This window comes from Pseudomonas sp. LBUM1647, assembly GCF_059716175.1.
Genome location: NZ_CP166809.1, coordinates 1,072,744 through 1,094,035, shown reverse-complemented (window position 1 = coordinate 1,094,035; position 21,292 = coordinate 1,072,744). Strand labels below are relative to the sequence as shown.

General features: G+C 57.1%; 15 protein-coding genes and 1 pseudogene. 6 read left to right on the top strand and 10 right to left on the bottom strand.

All coding sequences use genetic code 11. From position 1 onward, the window contains the following. Nucleotides 1-55 precede the first annotated feature (55 nt). The 3 genes from maiA to hmgA are packed head-to-tail and all read right to left on the bottom strand — an operon-like array spanning nt 56 to nt 3,316. Nucleotides 56-691 carry a maleylacetoacetate isomerase gene (maiA, locus tag ACA059_RS04855; RefSeq protein WP_497632928.1) on the bottom strand — a complete coding sequence of 212 codons (636 nt, stop codon included), beginning with the start codon at nt 689-691 and terminating at the stop codon, nt 56-58. Nucleotides 692-703: 12 nt separating this feature from the next. Next, entirely contained in the window at nt 704-2,008 is a 1,305-nt protein-coding gene (gene fahA / locus ACA059_RS04850; protein WP_497632927.1) for a fumarylacetoacetase, read from the bottom strand. A gap of 3 nt (nt 2,009-2,011) precedes the next feature. Then, nucleotides 2,012-3,316, bottom strand: coding sequence for a homogentisate 1,2-dioxygenase (gene hmgA, locus ACA059_RS04845; protein WP_497632926.1), 1,305 nt, complete (start codon nt 3,314-3,316; stop codon nt 2,012-2,014). A gap of 164 nt (nt 3,317-3,480) precedes the next feature. On the opposite strand from hmgA, the gene ACA059_RS04840 reads away from it, so the two are divergent. Continuing rightward, nucleotides 3,481-4,278 carry an IclR family transcriptional regulator gene (locus ACA059_RS04840; protein ID WP_497632925.1) on the top strand — a complete coding sequence of 266 codons (798 nt, stop codon included), beginning with the start codon at nt 3,481-3,483 and terminating at the stop codon, nt 4,276-4,278. Between the two features lie 86 nt (nt 4,279-4,364). Here ACA059_RS04840 and ACA059_RS04835 read toward each other — a convergent pair whose 3' ends face one another. The 4 genes from ACA059_RS04835 to ACA059_RS04820 form a co-directional block, all read right to left on the bottom strand. Continuing rightward, nucleotides 4,365-6,767: a dermonecrotic toxin domain-containing protein gene (locus ACA059_RS04835; RefSeq protein ID WP_497632924.1), complete on the bottom strand. Its 2,403-nt coding sequence runs from the start codon at nt 6,765-6,767 to the stop codon at nt 4,365-4,367. Nucleotides 6,768-6,956: 189 nt separating this feature from the next. Then, complete coding sequence (locus tag ACA059_RS04830) at nt 6,957-9,521, bottom strand: LuxR C-terminal-related transcriptional regulator (protein ID WP_497632923.1); 2,565 nt, start codon at nt 9,519-9,521, stop codon at nt 6,957-6,959. A 140-nt stretch (nt 9,522-9,661) separates the two neighbouring features. Beyond that, nucleotides 9,662-11,029 (bottom strand): DUF1329 domain-containing protein, encoded by a 1,368-nt coding sequence (locus tag ACA059_RS04825; protein WP_497632922.1) that lies wholly within the window; start codon nt 11,027-11,029, stop codon nt 9,662-9,664. Between the two features lie 23 nt (nt 11,030-11,052). Next, nucleotides 11,053-12,846 (bottom strand): DUF1302 domain-containing protein, encoded by a 1,794-nt coding sequence (locus ACA059_RS04820; protein WP_497632921.1) that lies wholly within the window; start codon nt 12,844-12,846, stop codon nt 11,053-11,055. Nucleotides 12,847-13,591: 745 nt separating this feature from the next. Here ACA059_RS04820 and ACA059_RS04815 point away from each other — a divergent pair. The 5 genes and pseudogenes from ACA059_RS04815 to ACA059_RS04795 all read left to right on the top strand — a co-directional run bounded on the left by ACA059_RS04815 (nt 13,592) and on the right by ACA059_RS04795 (nt 18,411). Beyond that, entirely contained in the window at nt 13,592-14,326 is a 735-nt protein-coding gene (locus ACA059_RS04815; protein ID WP_497632920.1) for a hypothetical protein, read from the top strand. A gap of 41 nt (nt 14,327-14,367) precedes the next feature. Further along, nucleotides 14,368-15,621: pseudogene (locus ACA059_RS04810) on the top strand (IS3 family transposase). 82 nt (nt 15,622-15,703) lie between these two features. Next, the gene (locus ACA059_RS04805; RefSeq protein ID WP_497632919.1) at nt 15,704-17,152 is read left to right on the top strand and encodes a pyocin-S2/colicin E7-DNase domain-containing protein; all 1,449 of its coding nucleotides are present in this window, start codon (nt 15,704-15,706) and stop codon (nt 17,150-17,152) included. Between the two features lies 1 nt (nt 17,153). After that, nucleotides 17,154-17,420: a bacteriocin immunity protein gene (locus tag ACA059_RS04800; protein WP_497632918.1), complete on the top strand. Its 267-nt coding sequence runs from the start codon at nt 17,154-17,156 to the stop codon at nt 17,418-17,420. A gap of 223 nt (nt 17,421-17,643) precedes the next feature. Beyond that, a complete protein-coding gene (locus tag ACA059_RS04795; protein WP_497632917.1) occupies nt 17,644-18,411 on the top strand; it encodes an N-acetylmuramoyl-L-alanine amidase in 768 nt (255 codons plus the stop codon). A gap of 76 nt (nt 18,412-18,487) precedes the next feature. Here the strand turns inward: ACA059_RS04795 and ACA059_RS04790 are convergent, their stop codons facing one another. The 3 genes from ACA059_RS04790 to ACA059_RS04780 form a co-directional block, all read right to left on the bottom strand. Further along, nucleotides 18,488-19,399, bottom strand: coding sequence for an SDR family oxidoreductase (locus ACA059_RS04790; protein ID WP_046045899.1), 912 nt, complete (start codon nt 19,397-19,399; stop codon nt 18,488-18,490). 111 nt (nt 19,400-19,510) lie between these two features. Beyond that, entirely contained in the window at nt 19,511-20,413 is a 903-nt protein-coding gene (locus ACA059_RS04785; RefSeq protein ID WP_497632916.1) for an alpha/beta fold hydrolase, read from the bottom strand. Next, the gene (locus tag ACA059_RS04780) at nt 20,413-21,195 is read right to left on the bottom strand and encodes a class II aldolase/adducin family protein (protein WP_497632915.1); all 783 of its coding nucleotides are present in this window, start codon (nt 21,193-21,195) and stop codon (nt 20,413-20,415) included. The genes ACA059_RS04785 and ACA059_RS04780 overlap by 1 nt, the downstream gene beginning before the upstream one ends. Nucleotides 21,196-21,292 lie beyond the last annotated feature (97 nt).

Genomic DNA, 21,292 nt, shown 5'->3' with positions numbered 1-21,292 from the left:
TTTCCTGTAGGAGCTGTCGAGTGAAACGAGGCTGCGATCTTTTGATCTGATGTTTTTAAGGGGTATCTGGCTGGCCCGCCGGATGCGCCTTGATGAAGGCGGGATGCTGCGCCGCCAACGCCGCCACTCGGCGAATCCGCGGATACACCTCAAGTGAAAGGCTGAAGCGCTCGGCCGCGTACAGCTGCGGAATCAGGTAAACATCCGCCAGCCCAGGCGTCGGACCAAAGCAATAACCCTCATCGCCGATCAACTGTTCCACCGTCGCCAACCCTTGGCTGATCCAGTGCCCGATCCACTCCACCACTTGCGGTTCATCGTGGCCCAACTGCCGCAGCTTGTTGAGTACGCTGACGTTGTGCAGCGGATGCACATCGCAACCAATCACTGCCGCCACGCCACGCTCATGGGCGCGAGCCGCGAAGTCTTTGGAGAGCAGCGGCACCTGTGGATAACGTTCCTCCAGGTATTCGATGATCGCCGGCGACTGGATCAGCAGTTCGCCTTCGTCGGTGCGCAAGGCCGGCACCCGGCCTTGCGGGTTGATGCCGAGATACGGCGGCTGTCGATGTTCGCCACCTGGCGGCGCGATCAGGTTGATCGGCAGCGCCTGGTAGTCCAGCCCCTTAAGCGCCAACGCAATGCGCACCCGATAGGACGAAGTCGAACGGTAGTAGGTATAGAGTTCCATGACCCGATCCTCTTAGCGCGCCGACAGCACTTTGCCGCGGCATTCGCCGAAACCGATGGAGGCAAAACCCTCGCGGCTGCAACGGGCGCGCAGGATGATTTCGTCGCCGTCCTCAAGGAACTTGCGCACCTCGCCGGACGCGAGTTCGATCGGCTTTTTACCGCCCTCGGTGATTTCCAGCAGGCTGCCGAACTGACCGTTCTCAGGCCCCGACAACGTGCCCGAACCGAACAGGTCACCGGCCTGCAACTGGCAGCCGTTGACGCTGTGGTGCGCGACCATTTGCGCCACGGTCCAGTACATGTGTTTGGTATTGCTCAGAGTCAGGCGGTGGGCCGGCAGTTTTTGCTCGCGCAGGCCTTCGGTGAGCAGCAACACTTCCAGTTCGATGTCGAAGGCACCCGCCGCTTGATCGCGCTTGTCGAACAGGTACGGCAGCGGCTGTGGATCGCCTTCCGGACGTGCCGGCTGAGCACGACGGAACGGCTCCAGCGCTTCGGCAGTCACCACCCACGGCGAGATGCTGGTGATGAAACTCTTCGACAGGAACGGCCCCAGCGGCTGGTATTCCCAGGCCTGGATATCTCGCGCCGACCAGTCGTTGAGCAGGCAGAAACCGGCGATGTGATCGGCAGCGTCACCGATGGCGATCGAGTCGCCCATCTCGTTGCCTTGACCGATCCAAATGCCCAGCTCCAGCTCATAGTCCAGACGTGCGCATGGGCCAAACGTCGGCTCGGTTTGGCCGGCTGGCAGTGTCTGGCCTTTCGGACGGCGAACATCGGTGCCCGACGGGCGAATGGTCGAGGCGCGGCCGTGGTAGCCGATCGGTACGTACTTGTAGTTCGGCAGCAACGGGTTGTCCGGACGGAACAGTTTGCCGACGTTCTGCGCGTGCTCGATGCCGACGTAGAAGTCGGTGTAGTCGTTGATTTTCGCTGGCAGGTGCATCTCGCAATTCGCCGCCAGCGGCAGCAGTTTTGCGCCTTGGGCTTCGATCTTGCCGTGCAGGGTGCTGCCTTCTTTGAACAGTTCCAGCAGGCGTTCGCGCAGGGCAACGCGAGCGTCACGACCCAGTTCGAAGAACGCGTTCAGCTGACCGCCACGGGTGGCTTCGACTGCAGTTTTTGCGACGCCATCGAACAGGCCGGCGTCCAGTGCAGCTTCCAGATCAAAGATATGTTCGCCAATGGCCACGCCACTGCGCGGTGCCGACCCCTTCACGCTGAACACGCCCAGCGGCAGGTTTTGCAATGGGAAATCAGCATGGCCGTTGGCGGAGGCAACCCAGCTACGAGTGATGGAAGTCTGAGTCATGGGTTATCTCCGGGTCGGGTCGAAAGTGGCGGGCAGCGTGGCCCAGCAGGCATCGTAGTTGTTTTGCAGTTGCGGGCAATCCAGGGCGAAACGGCTCGGACGCAGCACCTGGCTGGTCTCGAACATGAAGGCCATGGTGTTGTCGATTTTCGCTGGCGCGAGTTCGGCGTTGATCGCCTTGGTGCAGGTTTCGCCATCCGGGCCGTGGGCGCTCATGCAACTGTGCAAGGACGCACCGCCGGGCACGAAGCCTTCGGCCTTGGCATCGTACTCGCCCTTGATCAGGCCCATGAATTCGTTCATCAGGTTGCGGTGGAACCACGGTGGACGGAAGGTTTTCTCGGCGACCATCCAGCGCGGTGGGAAGATCACGAAGTCGAGATTGGCCAGACCGTGGACGCTGGTTGGCGACGTCAGGACGGTGAAGATCGACGGATCCGGGTGATCGAAGCTGACCGTGCCGATGGTGTTGAAACGACGCAGGTCATATTTGTACGGCACGTTATTGCCGTGCCAGGCAACCACGTTCAGCGGCGAATGATCGAGCTCGCAGCCCCACAACTGGCCGAGGAATTTCTGCACCAGCGTGGTCGGTTGTTTGAGGTTTTCGTAATGCGCGACCGGCGACAGGAAGTCCCGCGCGTTGGCCAGACCATTGCTGCCGATCGGCCCGAGGTCGGGCAGACGCAGCGGCGCGCCGTGGTTCTCGGCAATGTAGCCGCGAGCTTGCGGGTCGAGCAGTTCAACGCGAAATTTCAGACCGCGCGGCAGCACAGCGATTTCCAGCGGCTCCAGTTCCAGCACGCCCAATTCCGTTGCGATGCGCAAACGCCCCAGTTCCGGCACCAGCAACAGTTCGCCGTCGGCGTTGAAAAACACGCGCTCCATGGAGCGGTTGGCGCGGTAACTGTAGATGCTGATTCCGGCCGGTTTTTCCGCGCCCGAGTTGGCGGCCATGCTCACCAGGCCGTCGATGAAATCGGTCGGCTCGGTCGGGATGTCCAACGGGTTCCAGCGCAGGCGATTCGGGGTCACTTCACCCAACGGGCCGCCGGCCAGTTGCCGATCCAGTTTGACGAACGCCGGGTGATTGGCCGACGGCTGAATGCGGTACATCCAGGTGCGCCGCGCTTCGCTGCGAGACATGGTGAACGCCGTGCCGGAGAACAATTCGGTGTAGAGACCGTACGGGGCTTTTTGCGGGGAATTCTGGCCGACGGGCAGTGCGCCGGGCAACGCTTCGCTGCTGAACTCGTTGCCGAAGCCGGACTGATAAGCCAGCGCTGGCGCCGTTGAATCGAGGTTCATGGAGCCTCCTGAACAGGGAGTAGGCATGGCCCGTCGCTCCATTCAAGAGGTCTCGGCACGCCCGGGTTATTTTTATCGTAATTCGATTACGCTTAACGTAATTTGATTGGTATTGACCGTCAAGCTATAAAGACGCCCATTCGTCCCGGGATCAGACCGCCTCCATGGAAACGCCGCGCAGCAACGATAAACAGAAAGTCCGCTCGGCCGAGGTCGGCACCGACATCCTCAAGGCCTTGGCCGAGTTATCGCCATCCACCTCGTTGTCACGCTTGGCCGAACACGTGCAGATGCCGGCGAGCAAGGTTCACCGCTATTTGCAGGCGCTGATTGCCAGCGGTTTTGCTGAACAGAATGCTGCTACCAACCACTACGGTCTGGGCCGCGAGGCCTTGCGCGTCGGTCTCGCCGCACTCAACAGTATGGACGTGCTGAAAGTCGGCGCCCTGCCCCTGGCTGAATTGCGCGATGAGTTGAACGAAACCTGCTTCCTGGCGGTGTGGGGCAATCAAGGCGCGACCGTGGTGCATATCGAACCGGCGGTGCGCGCGGTGACGGTGGTGACGCAATTGGGTTCGGTGTTGCCGTTGCTCAGTTCTTCAACAGGGCTTGTGTTCGGTGCCTATCTGCCGAAGCGTGAAACCGTGGAGTTGCGCGAGCAGGAACTGCAAGGCAGCGCTTCACATGCGCTGGCGGATGATCAGGCCTATACGGCGCTGTGCGAACAGATCCGCGAACGCGGTCTGCATCATGTGCATGGTTTGCTGATGCCGGGGGTCGATGCGTTGTCGGCGCCGGTGTTCAATGCTGTCGGGCATGTTGCGGCGGTGATGACGATTGTTGGCCCGGCGTCGTTGTTTCACGCCGACGAAAACGGCCCGGCGGCGCAGCGATTGCTGGCGGCGACGCGGGCCGTTAGTTGGCGGATGGGCTATCAGCCGATCCCGGATTCATTGACATGAGATTTGTGCAGCACAATGGAATTCAACGTATTACGCCAATTTCCTGATCGATGAATACAAGGTACTTATCCCTTTTGTCTCAGCCGTTACAGCAGACGAGTTTTGCTGTCGAGGGCTTGTGGATCATCAAGAATAGCTTGAATGACCTCGAGCGCCTGTAAAGGCAATTTCTGGTGCCCGGTCGCCTGGGTGTAAAACTTCTGAACCGAATACATATCGCCCAACAATCCGATAAAGTCCTGCTGCAACTTGGTTGGCTGGGTCTTGCTGTAACCGGCTTTACCCAGCGACGCCAGTTCGATCAGTGCATCCAGAAAATGCGTTGCCGCAGAGGCGCGATCCCCGTCGTTATAGGCTTCGGCACCATCCGCCACACTTTTGGTGAACAACACCACACTCATTGCAATGCCCACCGGCGGAATCACCACGCTGACAACGGCGGCCGCAGCCTGCACCGCGCCGAACACCAGCTTGAAGATGACTTCGTCAAGGCTTTCGGTCTTTTCATCGACATCGTAAATCGTGCGATTAATCAGATCGTCATAACTGCTGCCCAAGTCTCTGACGCGACTGTTGCGTGGCAGAACCGGGGCCTCATTGAAGTTGCCAAGCTGTTCCAGATCGGTGATGTACGTACCCACCACCCGCTGATCCTTATAACGAACCCGGTCATAGAAATAGTTGCCGAATTTGAGTTTCTTGACGTCGGATACAAATTCCGAATGCGGACGAATCAGTCGGCCGTCAGGTGCGTCAGGCGTATACAGGAACTCCTCAATCCGATCACCAATGACCAATCGGAAAACGAATACGCCGACCACCAGTTTGTCTCGCAAATGCAACTTGAACATTGCGCTGAAGCGAAGATCTCTCGGATTTTCACCCATGAGAATCGGTCGTGTGTCAATTTTTTCCAGGGCTTCAATCACATTCATCAGGTGCCGATACTGCTCGGAAGTCAAACGACCGTTAAAACGTTCCTGCATCACCCCCACTTTCATTTGGCGGCGCTGGACTTCCAGGTGAACCATTCGTTTAAGCGCACCCTCGGGATGGCTTCTATTCAAATGCTTCGAACGCAGCATTTCGATGTACTTTTCGCCCGGGCGCAGCGTACGCGACCAGCCGGCAATATCCCGGATATCAAGTTTGCTGATCGGCGGATGATCATGTTCCAGGGTAAATCGCGGATAGCTCCAAGGCGTTTGTTTTTCATCGGCGTAAAAATGCGTTTCGGTGCTGATCAGTTCGGTCAGCGTCATACCCAATTGCGGACTGACGGATACAAAGATGCGATCAGGATTGACCGTTGCCCGCTCCCCCCTTTCAGCCAGCACTTGTTCGATACTCTGTTTAATCAGATCGAAGCAGAACTTGCCGTAGGGAATGAATCCGCCCTCACGTGTGGCAATGACCTGCAAGGCCTTGAGTTCGCACCGAGTGCGGGCAAAGTTCTGGCGTTGAGCGTCAGAAGCCGTGCGATATTCGTAAGGTGTCCGGGACTCTTCCTCGTTCACTCGCCAGGTGCGAATGTTTTCAATGAAGCCGTTCAGTACTGCATCGCTTTTGTAATTCCATCCAACCGGGCTCACTCCCTTCCAGGTACTCGGCAGACGTTCGACCTGTTTCAGATAGGTGGCAATGGCTTCTCGATCCCAAGCGTGGGCCTGCCAGGTCAGGTAGTCCCGACCTTTGCTGTCTTTTGTCCATCCGCCAACCAGCATACCTACTCGCTGCAAATCCTGGCATTCGTACCAGTCCTGTCCACCTGGCGAGCCAGGCGCATACAGCAGGAAACCGTCCCGACCATCGCGTCTTGCGACCAGAATCAACTGCTGAAGCGCACGCGTGTTGTCGATGAGGCGCACGCCATCAATGATGAATAGCTGGTCGCCGTTCAAGGCGGAGACAATCCGTGCGAAGTTCTTGTCGTTGATGTGCCCCTGATGACGAGCAGCCAACGCACTCAGCAACAAGCGCTGGCTCATGACTTCCTTCAAGGCTTGCATGACTTCTTGACGCTGATACAGAGAACGAAACTCGGCACCGTAAACAGCCCGGGCATCGGAGGTCATGATCTTTTCAAACCATTGCTGATTCAGCTCGGCGGGAAGTCCGTCACCCTTGAATACGAGTTTGGCCCTTTGCCCCTCCTCGTAAAGGCCGTAGATTAACTGCTCGGTCAGGGTGCGAGTATCTTCCTGCTCGATCTTCCGCCCTCCCACCTGGAATGTATAACGGGCATTACACACAATTTCATCGGCATCCAGGTCCTGGTCAAAGTCCCGTTTAATGAGCTGATTGGCAATACTATGGGCAAAGTCTTTGAGCGAGCTGAAGTGCCCCAACTGTTCTTTCAACTCACTTTCTCTCGCAACCAGCCTTGCTTCCTGCATTAAATAGCGCTCGCGATCATCCTGAGTTATTCCGTCCAGCCACGAAGGTCTTGCGTTGGCAATCAACGCCTTTGCATTAAATAAACTGTTCATATTCATCATCCTTAGTTACCACGTTTATGCCTGACTTGGCGTCAAAGCATTTAGCGAAAACTTACTCCAGAACAATGCAAAACAACACAGATCAAAAAACACAAAATATTATAAACGCGAACAACTTATTACCGGAAACAAAAACAAACAAGAGCAAGTACATATAAACAAAATCAAATACAGGAACCTTTACGAGCACATACCTAACAACTTAGCCTTGGCCACAGCTTGCGTTCTGCGTTCAACCCCCAACTTTCCATTAATTCTACGGGCGTGAGTTTTTACTGTATGTAACGAGATGAACAATACATCGGCAATCTGTTGATTGGAGTTGCCCTGTGCGATCAACTGCAAAACTTCAAGTTCCCGTTTACTGAGGGGACTGGAACTGTGAGCCTCAACAGACAGTTCGGTGATCGACACCTCCGCTGCAGAGGTACGCAGCCACTGGGGTTGTCGCAATTGCAACTCGCGCCACGCTTGCCGCCCTTGGCAACGGCTGATCATTTGCTCCCCTTCTTGCAAAGTTGCAGTGGCCAGATGCGATTCACCCTGAAGCCAGATCACTTCGGCCCGCGCCAGATGCAATTCCGCTTCGAGGGCGTACATACCGTTGGCGTGCGCATTGTCGATCAGAGTTTGAAGCAACGCTGCGGCGTTGCTGAGCTGTTGCAGATAAACCTCGGCCAGAATCAACAGATACTCAATCCGCGGAATAAGCTCCAGTGTTGCCGGGGGAGCCTGGCGAGCCTGGCGAGCCTGCGGCCCACAATAATGACGCAGTACCCGCGTCAGTGCCTCATGGGCCAGTTGCGGTCGCCCCTGCTGCAACCAGAACTGACTGCTGACTTGCAACAGGACGCCACGATAGACGGTATCCGGAATTTGTCGCTGCTGCATCAGCCGTTCAGCATCGCGCAATTGGACAAACGCCTGGGTGTAATCACCCTGATTGGCCGCCAGTTGCGCGAGACCAAGAAATCCATATAACACACGCTTGTCGTGACTGCGCAGACACAACTCGAGACCGCGCTGAAAGCACTCGCGTGCGTGTTCATCCTGGCCCATGGTTAACGCCAGTCGCCCACGTCGCAAAGCGATACGCCCAAGCAACGGCGCGGGCCGGCCGGCCTGCTGGCAGAGCAGTTCATGTATGTTGAACAACAAACTCTCGGCGCGAGCCGGGGCGCCACGCTGCTCCAGCCATTGCGCATGATCGAGCTCCATCAGGCCCTCGAACACCAGCGAACCTTGCGCCCGCGCCAGGCACAGCGCCTCGCGGTTGTGGGCTTGCGCCACGTCGAGTTCGCCCCTTAGCAATGCCTGTTGCGTCAAACCGGACAAACACATCAGGCGCGCCGTCCAACATTCGGGATCGAGCGCGCTCAACGCGTCAAGAAAGTGCGCGCGCGAAGCCTCCATTCGTCCCTGTAAATGCAGCAACCAACCCTGCAGGGCCTGCCAACGTGCAATCAGTTGACGCTGAAGCACCGCCGAGGGTTGAGGCGTGAAATGCGCCAAATGAGCGATACAGGCAGTCGCCTGTTCGAAACGTCCGGCGAATAACAGCGCAGCTGTAATCAATCCGACCAATTGCGGGCTGCCCAGCGTCAGTGCCTCGCCTTGCTGCTCATGCAAACGCAACAACAGCACCACCGTTTGCTCCTCGAACAAATGCTCGAAACTGAAGTGCTGCAACAGACTGACCGCCACTTCGTATTCCTCGGCGAGCATTGCCTGTTCGAAGGCCGATTTCCAGTCCTGTTCGGTACAGAACCATTGGCAGGCACGCCGATGCCAGGAGCGTCCCGCCGGCCATTGCTCATCGCGCAACAACTGCGTGAACGGGGTGAATATCTGCAGCCAATCGGTGGAGTCCCCCCAAGGTTCGATAAAACAGCCCAGCGCTTGCAAGGTCCGCAAGAACTGAGCGCCCTCTCCGGCCCCGAACAGGTGATCGCACAGCCGGGCATTGAAGCGGGGCAAGTGGGCCAGCACGCGCCAGGCCTCGCTCAACTCAGGCGTCAGCGAGCTGAACAACTCATGCTCCAGGTAATCGAGCAAAGTGTCCGCCCGTCCCAGGGGTTTGTCCTGACGCGACCAGTCGCACTTCTGCAGCAATGCAATCCGCACACCGGCACACCAGCCGCCGGTGCGCTGGATGATCCGACTGGCCACCTTGCTGGCCTGCTCCGGTACCCAGGGCTGCAACAGTTGCTCGACTTCTCCTGAAGTAAAAGCCAACGAAGCGCTCTCGCACTCGTACAACTCGTCATCGAGCAGCAATCGCGGCCAGTTGCATTGTGGGCGACGACGGGTGCCCAACCACCAGGTCACCATCGGGCTGCTGACCGTTAGCATGCGATCCAGCAGCAGGTCCAACTCGGGGTTCGGGACGCGGCAATAGTCATCGAGAAACAGCCAGGTAGGCATCTGTGATCGCGTCAGATACTCCAGCAACGTGGGCTCATCCGACGAGGTCAGCCCCAGCGCCTGAGCCAACCGCCGCCGAAAATCGACAACATTGATCGGCTCTCCCACCAACGGCAACCAACAGACCTGACACTGCGCGGGCGCCTGCAACAGGCATTCGGCGAGCAGCGCACTCTTGCCACTACCGGCAGGCGCACAGAGCAATTTCACCCGCGCCGTCGATGCCAGTAACGGTTCGATCAACCGGTCGCGAGACAGGTGGTGGGGAGACAGACGGGGCAGGTGTCCAGGACGGTCCAGACACAGCGTCATGGCGGTCATAGTGGTGCGCCTTTTTATAATTGTGGCGCCACCCTAGCCCTCTCTTTGCAGCTTGTTGAAGAAGTATTCAGCGTACTGATTTGTGCCTATAAAAAAGGTGACCGGAGGGTCACCTTTGTGTGTAGGAGCCTGTAGGACGATTACCTTACCCCCGTACTCCGCAGGGCTGCCGGCGTGTAGTCTCCCGCCTTTGCGTCAATGTTGAATTCGAAGCTGCGTTTCTCCTCGTTCTTCATCCCCAGTGCAATGTAACGACCGGCGATCAAGTCATACAGCGCCTCGACCGTATAGGCCGGCACCTGGTGGTCGTAGTAGAACTGAGCGTGACCTTCGGCCACACGCCAGAGCTGACCGCGACCGTCGTAGTGATCGGCCAGCGCCACCTGCCAGCTGTCTTCGTCGATGTACATGTGACGCTTGGCATACACGTGCCGCTCGTTCGGCTTGACCGTGGCCACGATCTCCCAGACCCGGTGCAACTCATAGCGGGTCAGATCCTGATTGATATGCCCGGCCTTGATCACATCGGTGTACTTGAGGCTGGGCGAGTCGAGCTTGTAGCTGTTGTAAGGGATGTACATTTCTTTCTTGCCGACCAGCTTCCAGTCGTAGCGATCCGGTGCGCCGGAAAACATGTCGAAGTTGTCGGTGGTGCGCAGTCCATCGGAGGAAGTGCCCACACCGTCATAAGCCACTTGCGGCGCACGCCGTACGCGGCGTTGGCCGGAGTTATAGATCCACGCCTTGCGCGGTTCCTTGACCTGATCGAGGGTCTCGTGAACCAGCAGCACGTTGCCCGCCAGCCGTGCCGGCGCCGTCACCTCTTGCTTGAAATAGTTGAGGACGTTTTCGTCGCTACCCGGTTTCAGATCCCCCAGCAGCGACGGCACCGCGACTTCATCCTTGAAGCGGATCACGGTGAAATCACCGTTGGACTGCGGCATTGCCTGGGTGACGGTGCGGCGCAGATTGCCGCCGTGATAACGGGTGACATGGTTCCAGATCACTTCGACGCCGTTCTTCGGAATCGGAAAGGCGTAGTAGCGATTGCCGGTGAAATTGGCCAGGCCATTACCGTCGTTGATCGGCGTCACGGTGAGCGCGCTGCGCTTGGCCGACTCGTAGATTTCCGGCGGCACGGCCACGGTCCGGTGTGTCGGGTAGACCGGGATTTTGTAGGTCTCGGGATAACGCTTGAACATCGCTATCTGGCCATCGGAGAGCTTGTCCTTGTATTTATCGACCGTTGCCGCGGTGATGGTGAACAGCGGTTTTTCATTGGCGAACGGGTCGGCCAGGAAACCTTTGCTGTCCACCGCACCGGCGTTTTTCGGTAGGCCACCGGTCCAGGCCGGAATCGAGCCATCGGCATTGCCGGCCTTCTCGGCGCCCAACGGCGTCAGGCTGGTGCCGAGTTTGTTCGCTTCTTCCGGCGACACCGCGGCCATCACATCGGCGGCCAACAGACTCAGGGCCAGAACGCCGTATTGCAGAATCATCTTGCGCATGGAAATCATCCTTCTCAGCCAGATCAGAAGTTCAAGCCAAAGCTCAACGCCAGGAAGTCGCGATCTTCCAGGGTGTTGTAGTCACCACCGAAGAAATCGGTGTAACTGAGGCTCGCGGTATAGGTGTTGCGGTAGTCGGCATCGACGCCGACGCTGATCGCCTTGGCGCCTTCGTTGAACAGACCGTTGGGGCCGTAACCAGCAACATCGTGGGACCACGACAGGTTGGGTTTGAAATTGATCCCGGCGATGACGTTGTTGTAATCAAGGATCGCGCGGGCGCGGTAGCCCCAGGAGGTCGAGGTGACGAAACCGTCGGTATCACCGCCGAAACCGTACTGGCCGTAGACCGAGTCACGGCCATAACGCAATTTGCTGCGGGCCTCCAGACCACCGACATGGACCACCGCGGCCTCACCCACCAGGGTCAGACGATCCACCCCCGCGACCTGATCGATGAAGTGGGTCAGGGTGCTCTGGACCTGCGTCACTTCCTTGCGGCGATAGCCTTTGTTGTCGGCGCCGGGCCTCGTCGCAATCGGTGAAGCCGCGCCGCCGGCAATCGGGTTGAGCATGGCGAGGGTCAGGTCGGTGCTGTTGATCTGCACCGGCAAGTTGGGGCGATAGCTGATCTCGCCGGTCCACGCCGTGCCGGTAGGCAAGGTGGTGGAAAAGCTCGCGCCGTAGAGACGAATGTCTTCCGGGTATTCGAGGTAATACTGGCCGCGTCCGAGCATCACACTCTGAGCCAGTGCAGACCCGGTACCGGGCGCGATTCTGTTGGCGGCAGCGACGATGGCCGGGATCCGTGCCAGCGTTGTCAGGCCGGCAGTGGTGGTGCCGACCGTCGGGCTGCGGCTGTGATAGTTCATGAAGTACAGGCCGTACTCAGTGTCGTCGCCGAGCCAGCGCAGCGCCGTCCCCCACTGCCCGGAGTCGCGGGCATCGCGGTCACCGCCACGCGGGACGATCACACCTTCCTGACTGACCTCGAAGCCTTGGCCAAACGCTGCAGCGATCGGTTGCAACGGTGCGATCGCCGGGCTGGCAACCGTGTAATTCTTGTTGCAACCGTCTGCCACCACGTCGTTACCGAAGAAGGTGCCGCAGTTGTCGACGACAGTCTGATCCCACTCCAGTTGATAGAAACCTTCCACCGAGAGTTGGTTGGTCAGGCTTTGGGAGGCGAACAGCATGTTCACCGGAATCAGGCCTTCCTTGATTTCGGCGCCAGGACGGCGAAACGCTGAAACGTCGACCGGGTTGATGCTGTTGATTGAGTTGCCGATGAAGGTGCTTTCGCCCCAACTGACCACCTGCTTGCCGGCGCGCACAGTGCCCGGCAGATCGGCAATGGAATAGTTGTGATAGACAAAGGCGTCGAGCAACTGCGCCCCGGAAGACTTGGCGCCTTCTTTACGACCGCTGTCACTGATCGGTTTGAACTCGCGGTCCTCGTCCTTGAGTTCGAAGTCGTACCAGTACTTGCCACGCACAAACACCCCGGTGTCGCCGTACTTCAATTCGAGGTCATGAATGCCCTTGAAGATCTTGGAGAAGGTTTCGCCCTTCTTGAAGTTCAGCCGCCCGTCATCCCCGGTCGAAGACTGGCCGGTCCCGCCATTGACGACGCCCACCAGGGATTTGTCGGCATCGCGCATGCCCCAGCTCGCGCCGACGGACAGCGAAGAGTCAAAGGTCCCCTCGATTTCCCCAATGTTGAATGAAACGGCCTGCGCCTGGGCGCAGCAACCCAAGGCAACCGCAGCGGCGAGCGCTTGCGGCGTGAAGATGGCGCGCATTGTTGTTTTTGTCATGCGTCTTCCCCGGTGAGTGACAGAAGGCCCCACCCTACTGCCGCACGTTGGGAGCGATAAGCGCACCAAGGAGGTATTCGCGATGTACCTCCAAAGGATGAATGCCCGCATGGGACGGGGATTTGCGCGGGTTATGGATGGGCTGGATGGGGGGTTATCAACGCAACGCATGGCGTGTGGGCGGGGGCTTGGGGCGACTGTTACTCATGCTGCAACAGTTCATGTCGTGAATTGCTATTTTTCCTTTTGGCTCAAGCGCTTATTCTTGCCGGGCTTTCACGGCAAACGGCCGGAAAGCACGAAGCGATGGCGGTGGCCCGTCCACGCCATTAGCGACAGATTTCAGATGAATTGAAGATTTTCGGTTCATCGCCCTGTGTTCACTGACGTTGATTTATTGCTCCTTGATCAATCGTCTTACTTTGGCCGCTGCGTATGCAGCGGCCTTTTTTATGGGCGGTGGTTTTGTGACGAGCAACTTTTGTTTAAGACGGCCCTACAGGATGTTTCCGATAACACTATAAGAAACATCTTTTTACGCAAAAGATAATCCTGCCGTTACTCCTGCCCAATAGAAACCTCCCTCAGCTTCATATGTAACGCCCTACACACCTCTCAGATCCGCGGCTTCCACTTCTGCTGTAACTTTAAATGGCACGAAGCAATAGCTGGCATCCATCTTCGTAATGGCTGACCAGCAAGTCTTTCTTTTTAAAACACCAAGCACATTCAAAAGGATATGAATATGCAAAATCCCCCACCATGGGTATTAACCGAAGCCGTCCATACAATAGGAATAGCGCCTCCGAACACCCCGATAATTCGCGGAACACCCCCAACTCTCCCCCATAGCGGCATGTTTGGCATTCCGACGAACGTTGTAGTCAATTCGCGGGCATTTACTACCCACAGTATGAAAACTGCGCGGGAGTTTCAAACGCGTACAGAACAACTGGCGCAATCTATCGAGCAAGATCTGGTCGCAACACGATTAGAAGGCCCCACTCACCCACTTCCTCCTGCAGAAGCAATAATTCGAGAGCTAGGAGTACGCCACACGCTGATTGTCAGGAAGACGGCTGAACTTCATCAAAAGACCGCACTTGCCCATCAGTTCTTTGGGGGTGACCCGCTTAATAAAGACTTTCATGACTACTTTCGAAAAGCACAGAGCATCGATAGGGCAGTCAATGCGCGAGGGGTTGCAATGCAGGCTTGGGCAAACTCGTACAGAGCCGCCCACGAAGCGAATTTGCTGTCGCAATCAATCCAAATGCTCAACCAGCAACAAGTCGAAGTTCACAAGTCGCTGGCTGCCGTGCAGGCCAATGATCAAGCGCAAGCGGCAGCGGCGGAAGCCCAACGTGTTGCTGCTGAACAGGCACGATTGGCGGCGGAACAAGAAGCACGACGTGTTGCCGCTGAAAAGGCACGCATACAGGCGAAAGCTGACTTTTTTGTTGAGGTTGTCCCGTCCTGAATAAGGTTTACACCTTCTGATCTGTTTTTCAGGAGGGTGTAATGGAATCAGCAAAAAGGCGTAGTCAGCGAGACTACACGCTGACCTTTAAATTGTCGGTCGTCGACCAGGTCGAAAAAGGCGAGCTGAGTTATAAAGAGGCTCAGGAGCGCTACGGGATTCAAGGCAAAACGACCGTTCTGACGTGGTTACGCAAGCACGGTCGTCAAGATTGGAGCCCCGGCACCTACATTGGCTCGCCGAGGATGGGGTCTATGCCCGACAAAAACCGACCATTAACGCCAGAGCAGCGCATCAAAGAGCTTGAAGAGCAGTTGGCGCTGTCCAATCAGAAAGCGCAGTTTTTCGAGGCGGTCGTGGACGTCTTGAAAAATGACTACGGTCTCTCTGTCGTAAAAAAGCGTCCCGGCAAGTCCTCACGCAAAAACGAATCCAAAACCTGAGCATCAGCAGGGCTTGCCAGTTTATGGGGATAAGCCGACAGGCTTACTACAAACGCAATCGCGCCGATGCTGCTCGTCTGATTCTGGATCAGAAAGTTGCCGATTTCGTTCAGCAAAAGCGCCTGCGGCAGCCGCGGCTGGGCACTAGAAAGCTGCATTACCTGCTGCAATGTCAGCCACTGCTTGAGCTGCAAGTAGGGCGAGATCGCCTGTTTTCGATTCTGCGCGAACGGCGTTTATTGGTAGCCCGTAAGCGGGCGTATCACAAGACAACCGACAGTCATCATCGCTTTCGACGCCATCCGAACCTGCTCAAACCGGGGCCTGAACAGGTTGTTCCCAGCGGCCCGGAACAGGTCTGGGTGGCTGACATCACCTATCTGCCCACTCAGGAAGGCGTGGCCTATCTGAGCCTTGTGACGGATGCTTTTTCGCGAAAGATCGTGGGCTATCACGTCCATGAAAGCCTGCACACCGAGTCGGTCGCACAGGCGCTGCGCCGGGCGGTGAAGCACCGTCGAACGGAGCAGCCACTGGTTCATCACTCGGACAGAGGCAGCCAGTATTGCTCGGGAATGTACCAGGAACTGCACGCAAAATACGGCATCAGGTGTTCGATGACGGACGGCTACGATTGTTATCAAAACGCGCTGGCAGAGCGGGTAAACGGGATATTGAAGACGGAGCTTTTGCTCCAGCGACCACAGGATTTAACGCAGGCGAAGAAAATGGTGAGCGAGTCGGTATCGATCTACAACCGCGAGCGTCCGCACCTGTCGTTGAAATACAAAACGCCCGATGCGATGCATCGGGCGTTGGGGTGAAACAGGTGTAAACCTATTTCAGGACTAGACAGGTTCAAGCTAAAGCTAAAGCACAGCTTCAGGCGAATCTGGTTCAGTTTGAGGCTCACAAAAGGGCACGAATTGCAGCATTGAATACAGCGCTGGCCGAGGCTGAAGCCAAGGCAGAAGCAGCCGCACAGCATTTCGCAGCCGAGCAGGCTCGCCTCCAAGCTGACATGGAACAGCGAATCGAGCAGATACAAAAGCAACTACAAACAGAAAGACAGAGTCTGGAGACTCGCAGGAAAGTCATTGATACAGCTGCCGCCGTGGCTCAACGCCAAGCTCAACTGGCGAATCTGAAGATACAGCAGCAAAAGGAAAAACAGGCGCAAGAGCGCGAGCGGCAACAGGCTCGTCTGGCGGCAGAGGTTGAGACCCAACGACAACTCGAGCAAGCACGCCTCCTGGCGCAATGGCGAGAGGAAACAGAGGCTCGGTGGCAAAGCCCCACGTTTGCCAATGTCGGTTCAATGGCGGCATTCGGCCCGGCGTTTACCGGCACAACCGGGACCTTCGGCGTTAGTCCAGCAACCTCCTTGGCGCTCAGGACCGCGTTACGTGCAGCGGTATCCGCGGCTATCGCAGCACTCGCGTCAGTAGCAGCGCCGGTACTGGTCGGGTTCGCCGCCCTATTGGCTCCCTCCAGGCTGGGTAACGGTGATCTTTTCTCTGTAAGTGTTCCGCTGTCAGAACTCGCTCCTGATTCAACGGCCAACCTGTATGAACTGGCAGCCGTCGGAGGGGAGATCGACCTGCCAGTGCGACTCGGCTCGAGGACGATAGGCAATAGCGTAGAGATCGTCGTTGTTGCCACTGACGGAGTGACAGTACCCGCGAGTGTGCCGGTGAGGTTTGCTCACTTTGACGCACGTAAGAATGTTTACGTTTCTGCTAGCACCGGCTCCAACGGTCCCGTCATCACCTGGACACCGTTGATAGAACCGCAGGATCCTTCAACGGAATTTCCGCTGATCGACACTGACCTGCCGATCTATGAAGGCGCTACCGTCACCCCCGACGCGGGACGAATCGATCCGTTTCCAGAGCTGGATCGCTACGGATTTGGTGGCTTCATCACCGTCTTCCCGATCGACTCCGGGATCCCTCCGACGTTCACGATGTTCAGGGATCGGCGGCAGGATCCCGGTATTGCCAGTGGCGCCGGACAACCAGTTTCCGGAAACTGGTTGGGTGCAGCCTCGACGGGAGAAGGAGCGCCGATTCCGATGCAGATTGCAGATAAATTTCGAGGGCGGGAGTTTTCGAGTTTTAAAGCGTTTCGTAGGGCATTTTGGAAGGCCATGGGCGACGATGAATTATTGAGCGGCCAATTTACAAAGTTAAGACAAATGGATATGAAACACCGACTTGCTCCTGCCGCACTTCCTCAGGACCAGGTGGGTAGGCGAATAAAGTATGAAATCCACCATATCAATCCCATCGGAGCAGGCGGTGAGGTCTATGACATGGACAACCTTCGGGTGATGACGCCGAAACTGCATATCAGCACTCACTCCAATACAAAAGGAGAATGAAATGAATCTTCGTAACACGCTGCAAGAATATATAGAAGACGAGTACTTAGACCTCATCGAATGCCTATTCGAGGGTACTTACTCATCCGAGCAAGAGCATGATGCAATTGTAGAAAACATTGTACTCACGTCAGAACACCCCGACGGCACAGGCGTTTTATATGACCCAAGAGAGGGTATTGAAGACAGTCCCAACGGAGTAATAAACACAATAAAACAATGGCGATCGATCAACGGAAAACCGGGATTCAAAACTGAAATAAAGTAATCCAAACAAAGAAGCAAGCATTCGTGCTTGCTTCTTATACTGCCATTCACAGCCAGCCCTTATGCAAACTCGCGAGACTTCCTACCACCTACACATTTCTCGGAAAGCGACTACATAGTTCTGTAATCACGCGAAGCGTCCCAGCGATTAAGGTTAATCGCAAGTCAGCCACACATTTAAAACCCTGCTGACTACAACCTAATTCACTGCGAGCATTCTTTCCATGAAACCTATTGATTACAACAAGTACCGCGCCACCAAAAGTTTCAACACCCGCGTACGCTTTCTGATTTTTCACTACACAGCCGGCAACTTCTCCAGTTCGGTCAATGCACTCACCGGCCCGAATGTCAGCGCCCACTACCTGGTTCCCGACATCACCGATCCGAGCTACTTGAAAGCAGGTTATACCGGGCAGGAAGTTTTCAATCTCGTCGACGAAACCAAGCGCGCGTGGCATGCGGGCGTCAGTACCTGGGGCAATCGAAGCAATCTGAACGACACGTCTATCGGCGTTGAAATCGTTAACCTTGCAACGTTTAGCCAAGGGGTTTTCAACTTTCCGCCGTATCAGCCAGAACAAATTGCCGCCATTGAAGAGCTGGCGCTGAACATCCTTGAACGTTACCCGGACATCAGCCCGACCCAGGTTCTGGGACACTCTGACATTGCGGTCGGCCGCAAGAGTGACCCGGGGCCGAAATTCCCCTGGCATGCCCTTTACTTGAAAGGCGTCGGTGCATGGTTCGACGATGCCACCCGAGATACCTATCTGCAGCAATATTGCGAGACTGGCATTCCAGCCCGAAGCGAGTTGCTCAAACTGTTCAAGACTTACGGGTTTGACGTTTCCGGTGCGTCAACCGAACAAGGCTTCACACACCTTGTTCGGGCCTTTCAGCTGCACTTTCGCCCGGAAACCTACGACGGGATCATGGATGCGCAAACGGCCGCGAATCTGGCGGCATTGGTTCACAAGTATTTTTCTTGAAGACCGCTGCAAACCAGATGTCGGGGCCGACTATTAAGAACCAGCAAGGTCAAGAACGATGACCTTGCTGGCTTAATTAAATCGAATACTTCTGCAAATTCGCCATCATTTCCTTCAGCGCTTCAAGATTGTCCTGCGGATGCGCCGCGCCTTCGAAATCGCAGATCTGCTGCCAATGCGCCGCCACATCTTCGGGGGAGAAACCAACCCGAGGATCAAACCCCGCGCCGAGGCTTCGTTCCCAGCGCACCTTGCCCATCCAGCCGCCACCGACTTCAAACAGCCCGGAGGTTTCCTGGCAGTTCTCGCTGGCGAGGTACACCACCAGCGGGCTGACCAGTTCCGGTTTGAGCTGTTCGAAGACTTGCGGCGGGATCAGGCCTTCGGTCATGCGGGTGCCGCCGGTGGGGGCGATGGCGTTGACCAGGATGTTGTTCTTGCGACCTTCGATGGCCAGTGTGCGGGTCAGGCCGTAGAGGCCGAGTTTGGCCATGCCGTAGTTGGACTGACCGAAGTTGCCGTAAATGCCCGAGGTCGAAGCAGTGAAGATGATGCGGCCGTAGTTTTGCTCGCGCAGGTGCGGCCAGGCGGCGCGGGTGACTTTGTAGGCGCCTTCGACGTGGACGCGGTAAACCAAGTCCCAGTCGCCGTCTTCCATTTTGTGGAAGGTTTTGTCCCGCAGGATCCCGGCGTTGTTGACCACGACATCGACACGACCGAAGGTGTCCAAGGCGTTCTGAACGATTTTGTCGCCGTCGGTGACGGAGTCATGGTTGGCCTCGGCGATGCCACCGGCCTCGCGAATTTCGGCCACCACCCGGTCGGCCGCCGAAGCGTTTGCGCCTTCGCCCTGGGCCGAGCCGCCGAGATCGTTGACCAGCACTTTGGCGCCCTGTTTGGCGAACAGCAGCGCGTGGGCCCGGCCCAGGCCGCCGCCTGCACCCGTGATGATCACGACTTTATCTTCGAAGCGCACAGACTCATTCATTGGGGGACTCCAGCAGGCCAGGGGACAATAAGTTCGAGTGTCAGGCACGGCAATGCGAGTCACAATGAACTGGGGTGAGGCTGAATGGTGCGCGATAAGGCAGGGGGATAATCAGGAACAGGCGACCCTGCGCGGCGTTGAAACCAGCTGATCGCGAAACTCCAGATAATGCTTGAGCACCTGCCCCGGCGCCTCGGTTTGAGGGTAGTGGCCAATACCGGGCAACAAGACCGTGTCCGGGTTCGGGATCAGTTCCCGATAACGCTCGACCATGTGCGCGCCGGAGATCGGATCGACCTCACCATCGATCACCCGCAACGGCACTTCACCACGCTGCATCGCGCTGACCCAACGCTCGCGCTGGGCACGCCGCTCAGGGATGTAGGCGATCAATTTGTGCATGATCCTTGGCCCGTGATTGCTCTCGATCAGGCTCCAGAAATCGTCCATCTCGCTCTCGGTGGGGCGGCTATGCGGACCGAAGACCTGCCGGAAACTCTTCACCAGACCGTCACGGGAAAAGGCTCGCCCGATCATCCAGCCCAAGGGGCTGAGCAGGAGTTTTTGCATCAGTATCGGGCGATGGGTTTCGGGAAACAGGCCGCCATTGAGGAACACACAACTGGCGATATGAATGCGCGCTTCGTAATGCCTGGCCAACAGTTCCTGGGCAACGCTGTCGCCATAATCGTGGGCCAACAGGTGCACCGGCTGCTCGACCTTCACGTGCGCCAGCAAAGCCTGTTGCAGATCGGCCTGCTCCAGCAGGCTGTATTCGTGATTCGCCGGTTTGGCTGAGTCGCCAAAGCCGAGCATGTCGCAGGCAATCACCCGATAGCGCTGGGTCAGTGGCTGCCACAGGAAATGCCAGTCCCAACTGGCGGTCGGGAAGCCATGAATGAGCAACAGTGGCTCACCCTGCCCCCCCGTCCAGTAACGGATGGTCTGGCCACGGAATACGAACGTCTGGCCGCGTTTGCGCCAGACACACAGGGGGATCTCGGCGAGAGGCATTAGAGTTTATAACCCGGGTCTTGTTTATCGAGTTTGCGCAGCAGCGCTGGCCAGGCCAGTGCGCCGCCCATCCCTTGAGCACTTTTGGTGACGCCGGCGATCATCGCCTTGGCGCCCGCCAGAATCTGCGGTTCGATGGCGATCAACTCGGCGCCACCGTTCTGCGCCAGCACCTGGATATCGCAGGCTCGCTGGAAGGTAAACATCATCAGGAACGTGTCGGCGATGGTAGCGCCGCAGGTCAGCAGACCGTGGTTGTGCAGCATCAGGAAATTGTTTTCGCCAAGGTCGGCTTGCAGCCGCGCTTTCTCTTCATGGTTAAGCGCAACACCTTCGTAGGCGTGATAAGCCAGGCTGGACAGGACAAACAACGATTGTTGGCTGATCGGCAAAATGCCTAGTTTCTGCGCCGACACGGCGACACCGGCAGCGGTGTGGGTGTGCAGCACGCAGACGACATCGTGACGAACCTCGTGCACCGCGCTGTGGATGGTGTAACCGGCCGGGTTGATCTCGTAAGGGCTGTCCATCAGCTTGTTGCCGGCCTGATCGACCTTGACCAGGCTGGACGCGGTAATCTCGTGGAACATCAGCCCGAACGGGTTTATCAGAAAGTCTTCGGTACCGGGGACCTTGGCCGAGATGTGGGTAAAAATCAGGTCATCCCAGCCATGCAGGGCGACCAGACGATAGCAGGCGGCAAGATCGACGCGGGTCTGCCACTCGGCGGCGCTGACCTGGTCTTTGACACTGTGTGGCGATTGGACGGGGTTTACGCTCACGACAAGGAACTCCTGTTCTTATTATTTTGCTCACGTGAACCAGTCTAGTCAGCCCCCGAGCTTCGTGTAGTTGCATTGGCAGCCAGCTTGATGGCCT

Bases quoted from the DNA above. Each gene is read 5' to 3' on its own strand.
- maiA (WP_497632928.1), bottom strand. From the start codon at position 691: ATGGAACTCTATACCTACTACCGTTCGACTTCGTCCTATCGGGTGCGC.
- fahA (WP_497632927.1), bottom strand. From the start codon at position 2,008: ATGACTCAGACTTCCATCACTCGTAGCTGGGTTGCCTCCGCCAACGGC.
- hmgA (WP_497632926.1), bottom strand. From the start codon at position 3,316: ATGAACCTCGATTCAACGGCGCCAGCGCTGGCTTATCAGTCCGGCTTC.
- ACA059_RS04840 (WP_497632925.1), top strand. From the start codon at position 3,481: ATGGAAACGCCGCGCAGCAACGATAAACAGAAAGTCCGCTCGGCCGAG.
- ACA059_RS04835 (WP_497632924.1), bottom strand. From the start codon at position 6,767: ATGAACAGTTTATTTAATGCAAAGGCGTTGATTGCCAACGCAAGACCT.
- ACA059_RS04830 (WP_497632923.1), bottom strand. From the start codon at position 9,521: ATGACCGCCATGACGCTGTGTCTGGACCGTCCTGGACACCTGCCCCGT.
- ACA059_RS04825 (WP_497632922.1), bottom strand. From the start codon at position 11,029: ATGCGCAAGATGATTCTGCAATACGGCGTTCTGGCCCTGAGTCTGTTG.
- ACA059_RS04820 (WP_497632921.1), bottom strand. From the start codon at position 12,846: ATGACAAAAACAACAATGCGCGCCATCTTCACGCCGCAAGCGCTCGCC.
- ACA059_RS04815 (WP_497632920.1), top strand. From the start codon at position 13,592: ATGCAAAATCCCCCACCATGGGTATTAACCGAAGCCGTCCATACAATA.
- ACA059_RS04800 (WP_497632918.1), top strand. From the start codon at position 17,154: ATGAATCTTCGTAACACGCTGCAAGAATATATAGAAGACGAGTACTTA.
- ACA059_RS04795 (WP_497632917.1), top strand. From the start codon at position 17,644: ATGAAACCTATTGATTACAACAAGTACCGCGCCACCAAAAGTTTCAAC.
- ACA059_RS04790 (WP_046045899.1), bottom strand. From the start codon at position 19,399: ATGAATGAGTCTGTGCGCTTCGAAGATAAAGTCGTGATCATCACGGGT.
- ACA059_RS04785 (WP_497632916.1), bottom strand. From the start codon at position 20,413: ATGCCTCTCGCCGAGATCCCCCTGTGTGTCTGGCGCAAACGCGGCCAG.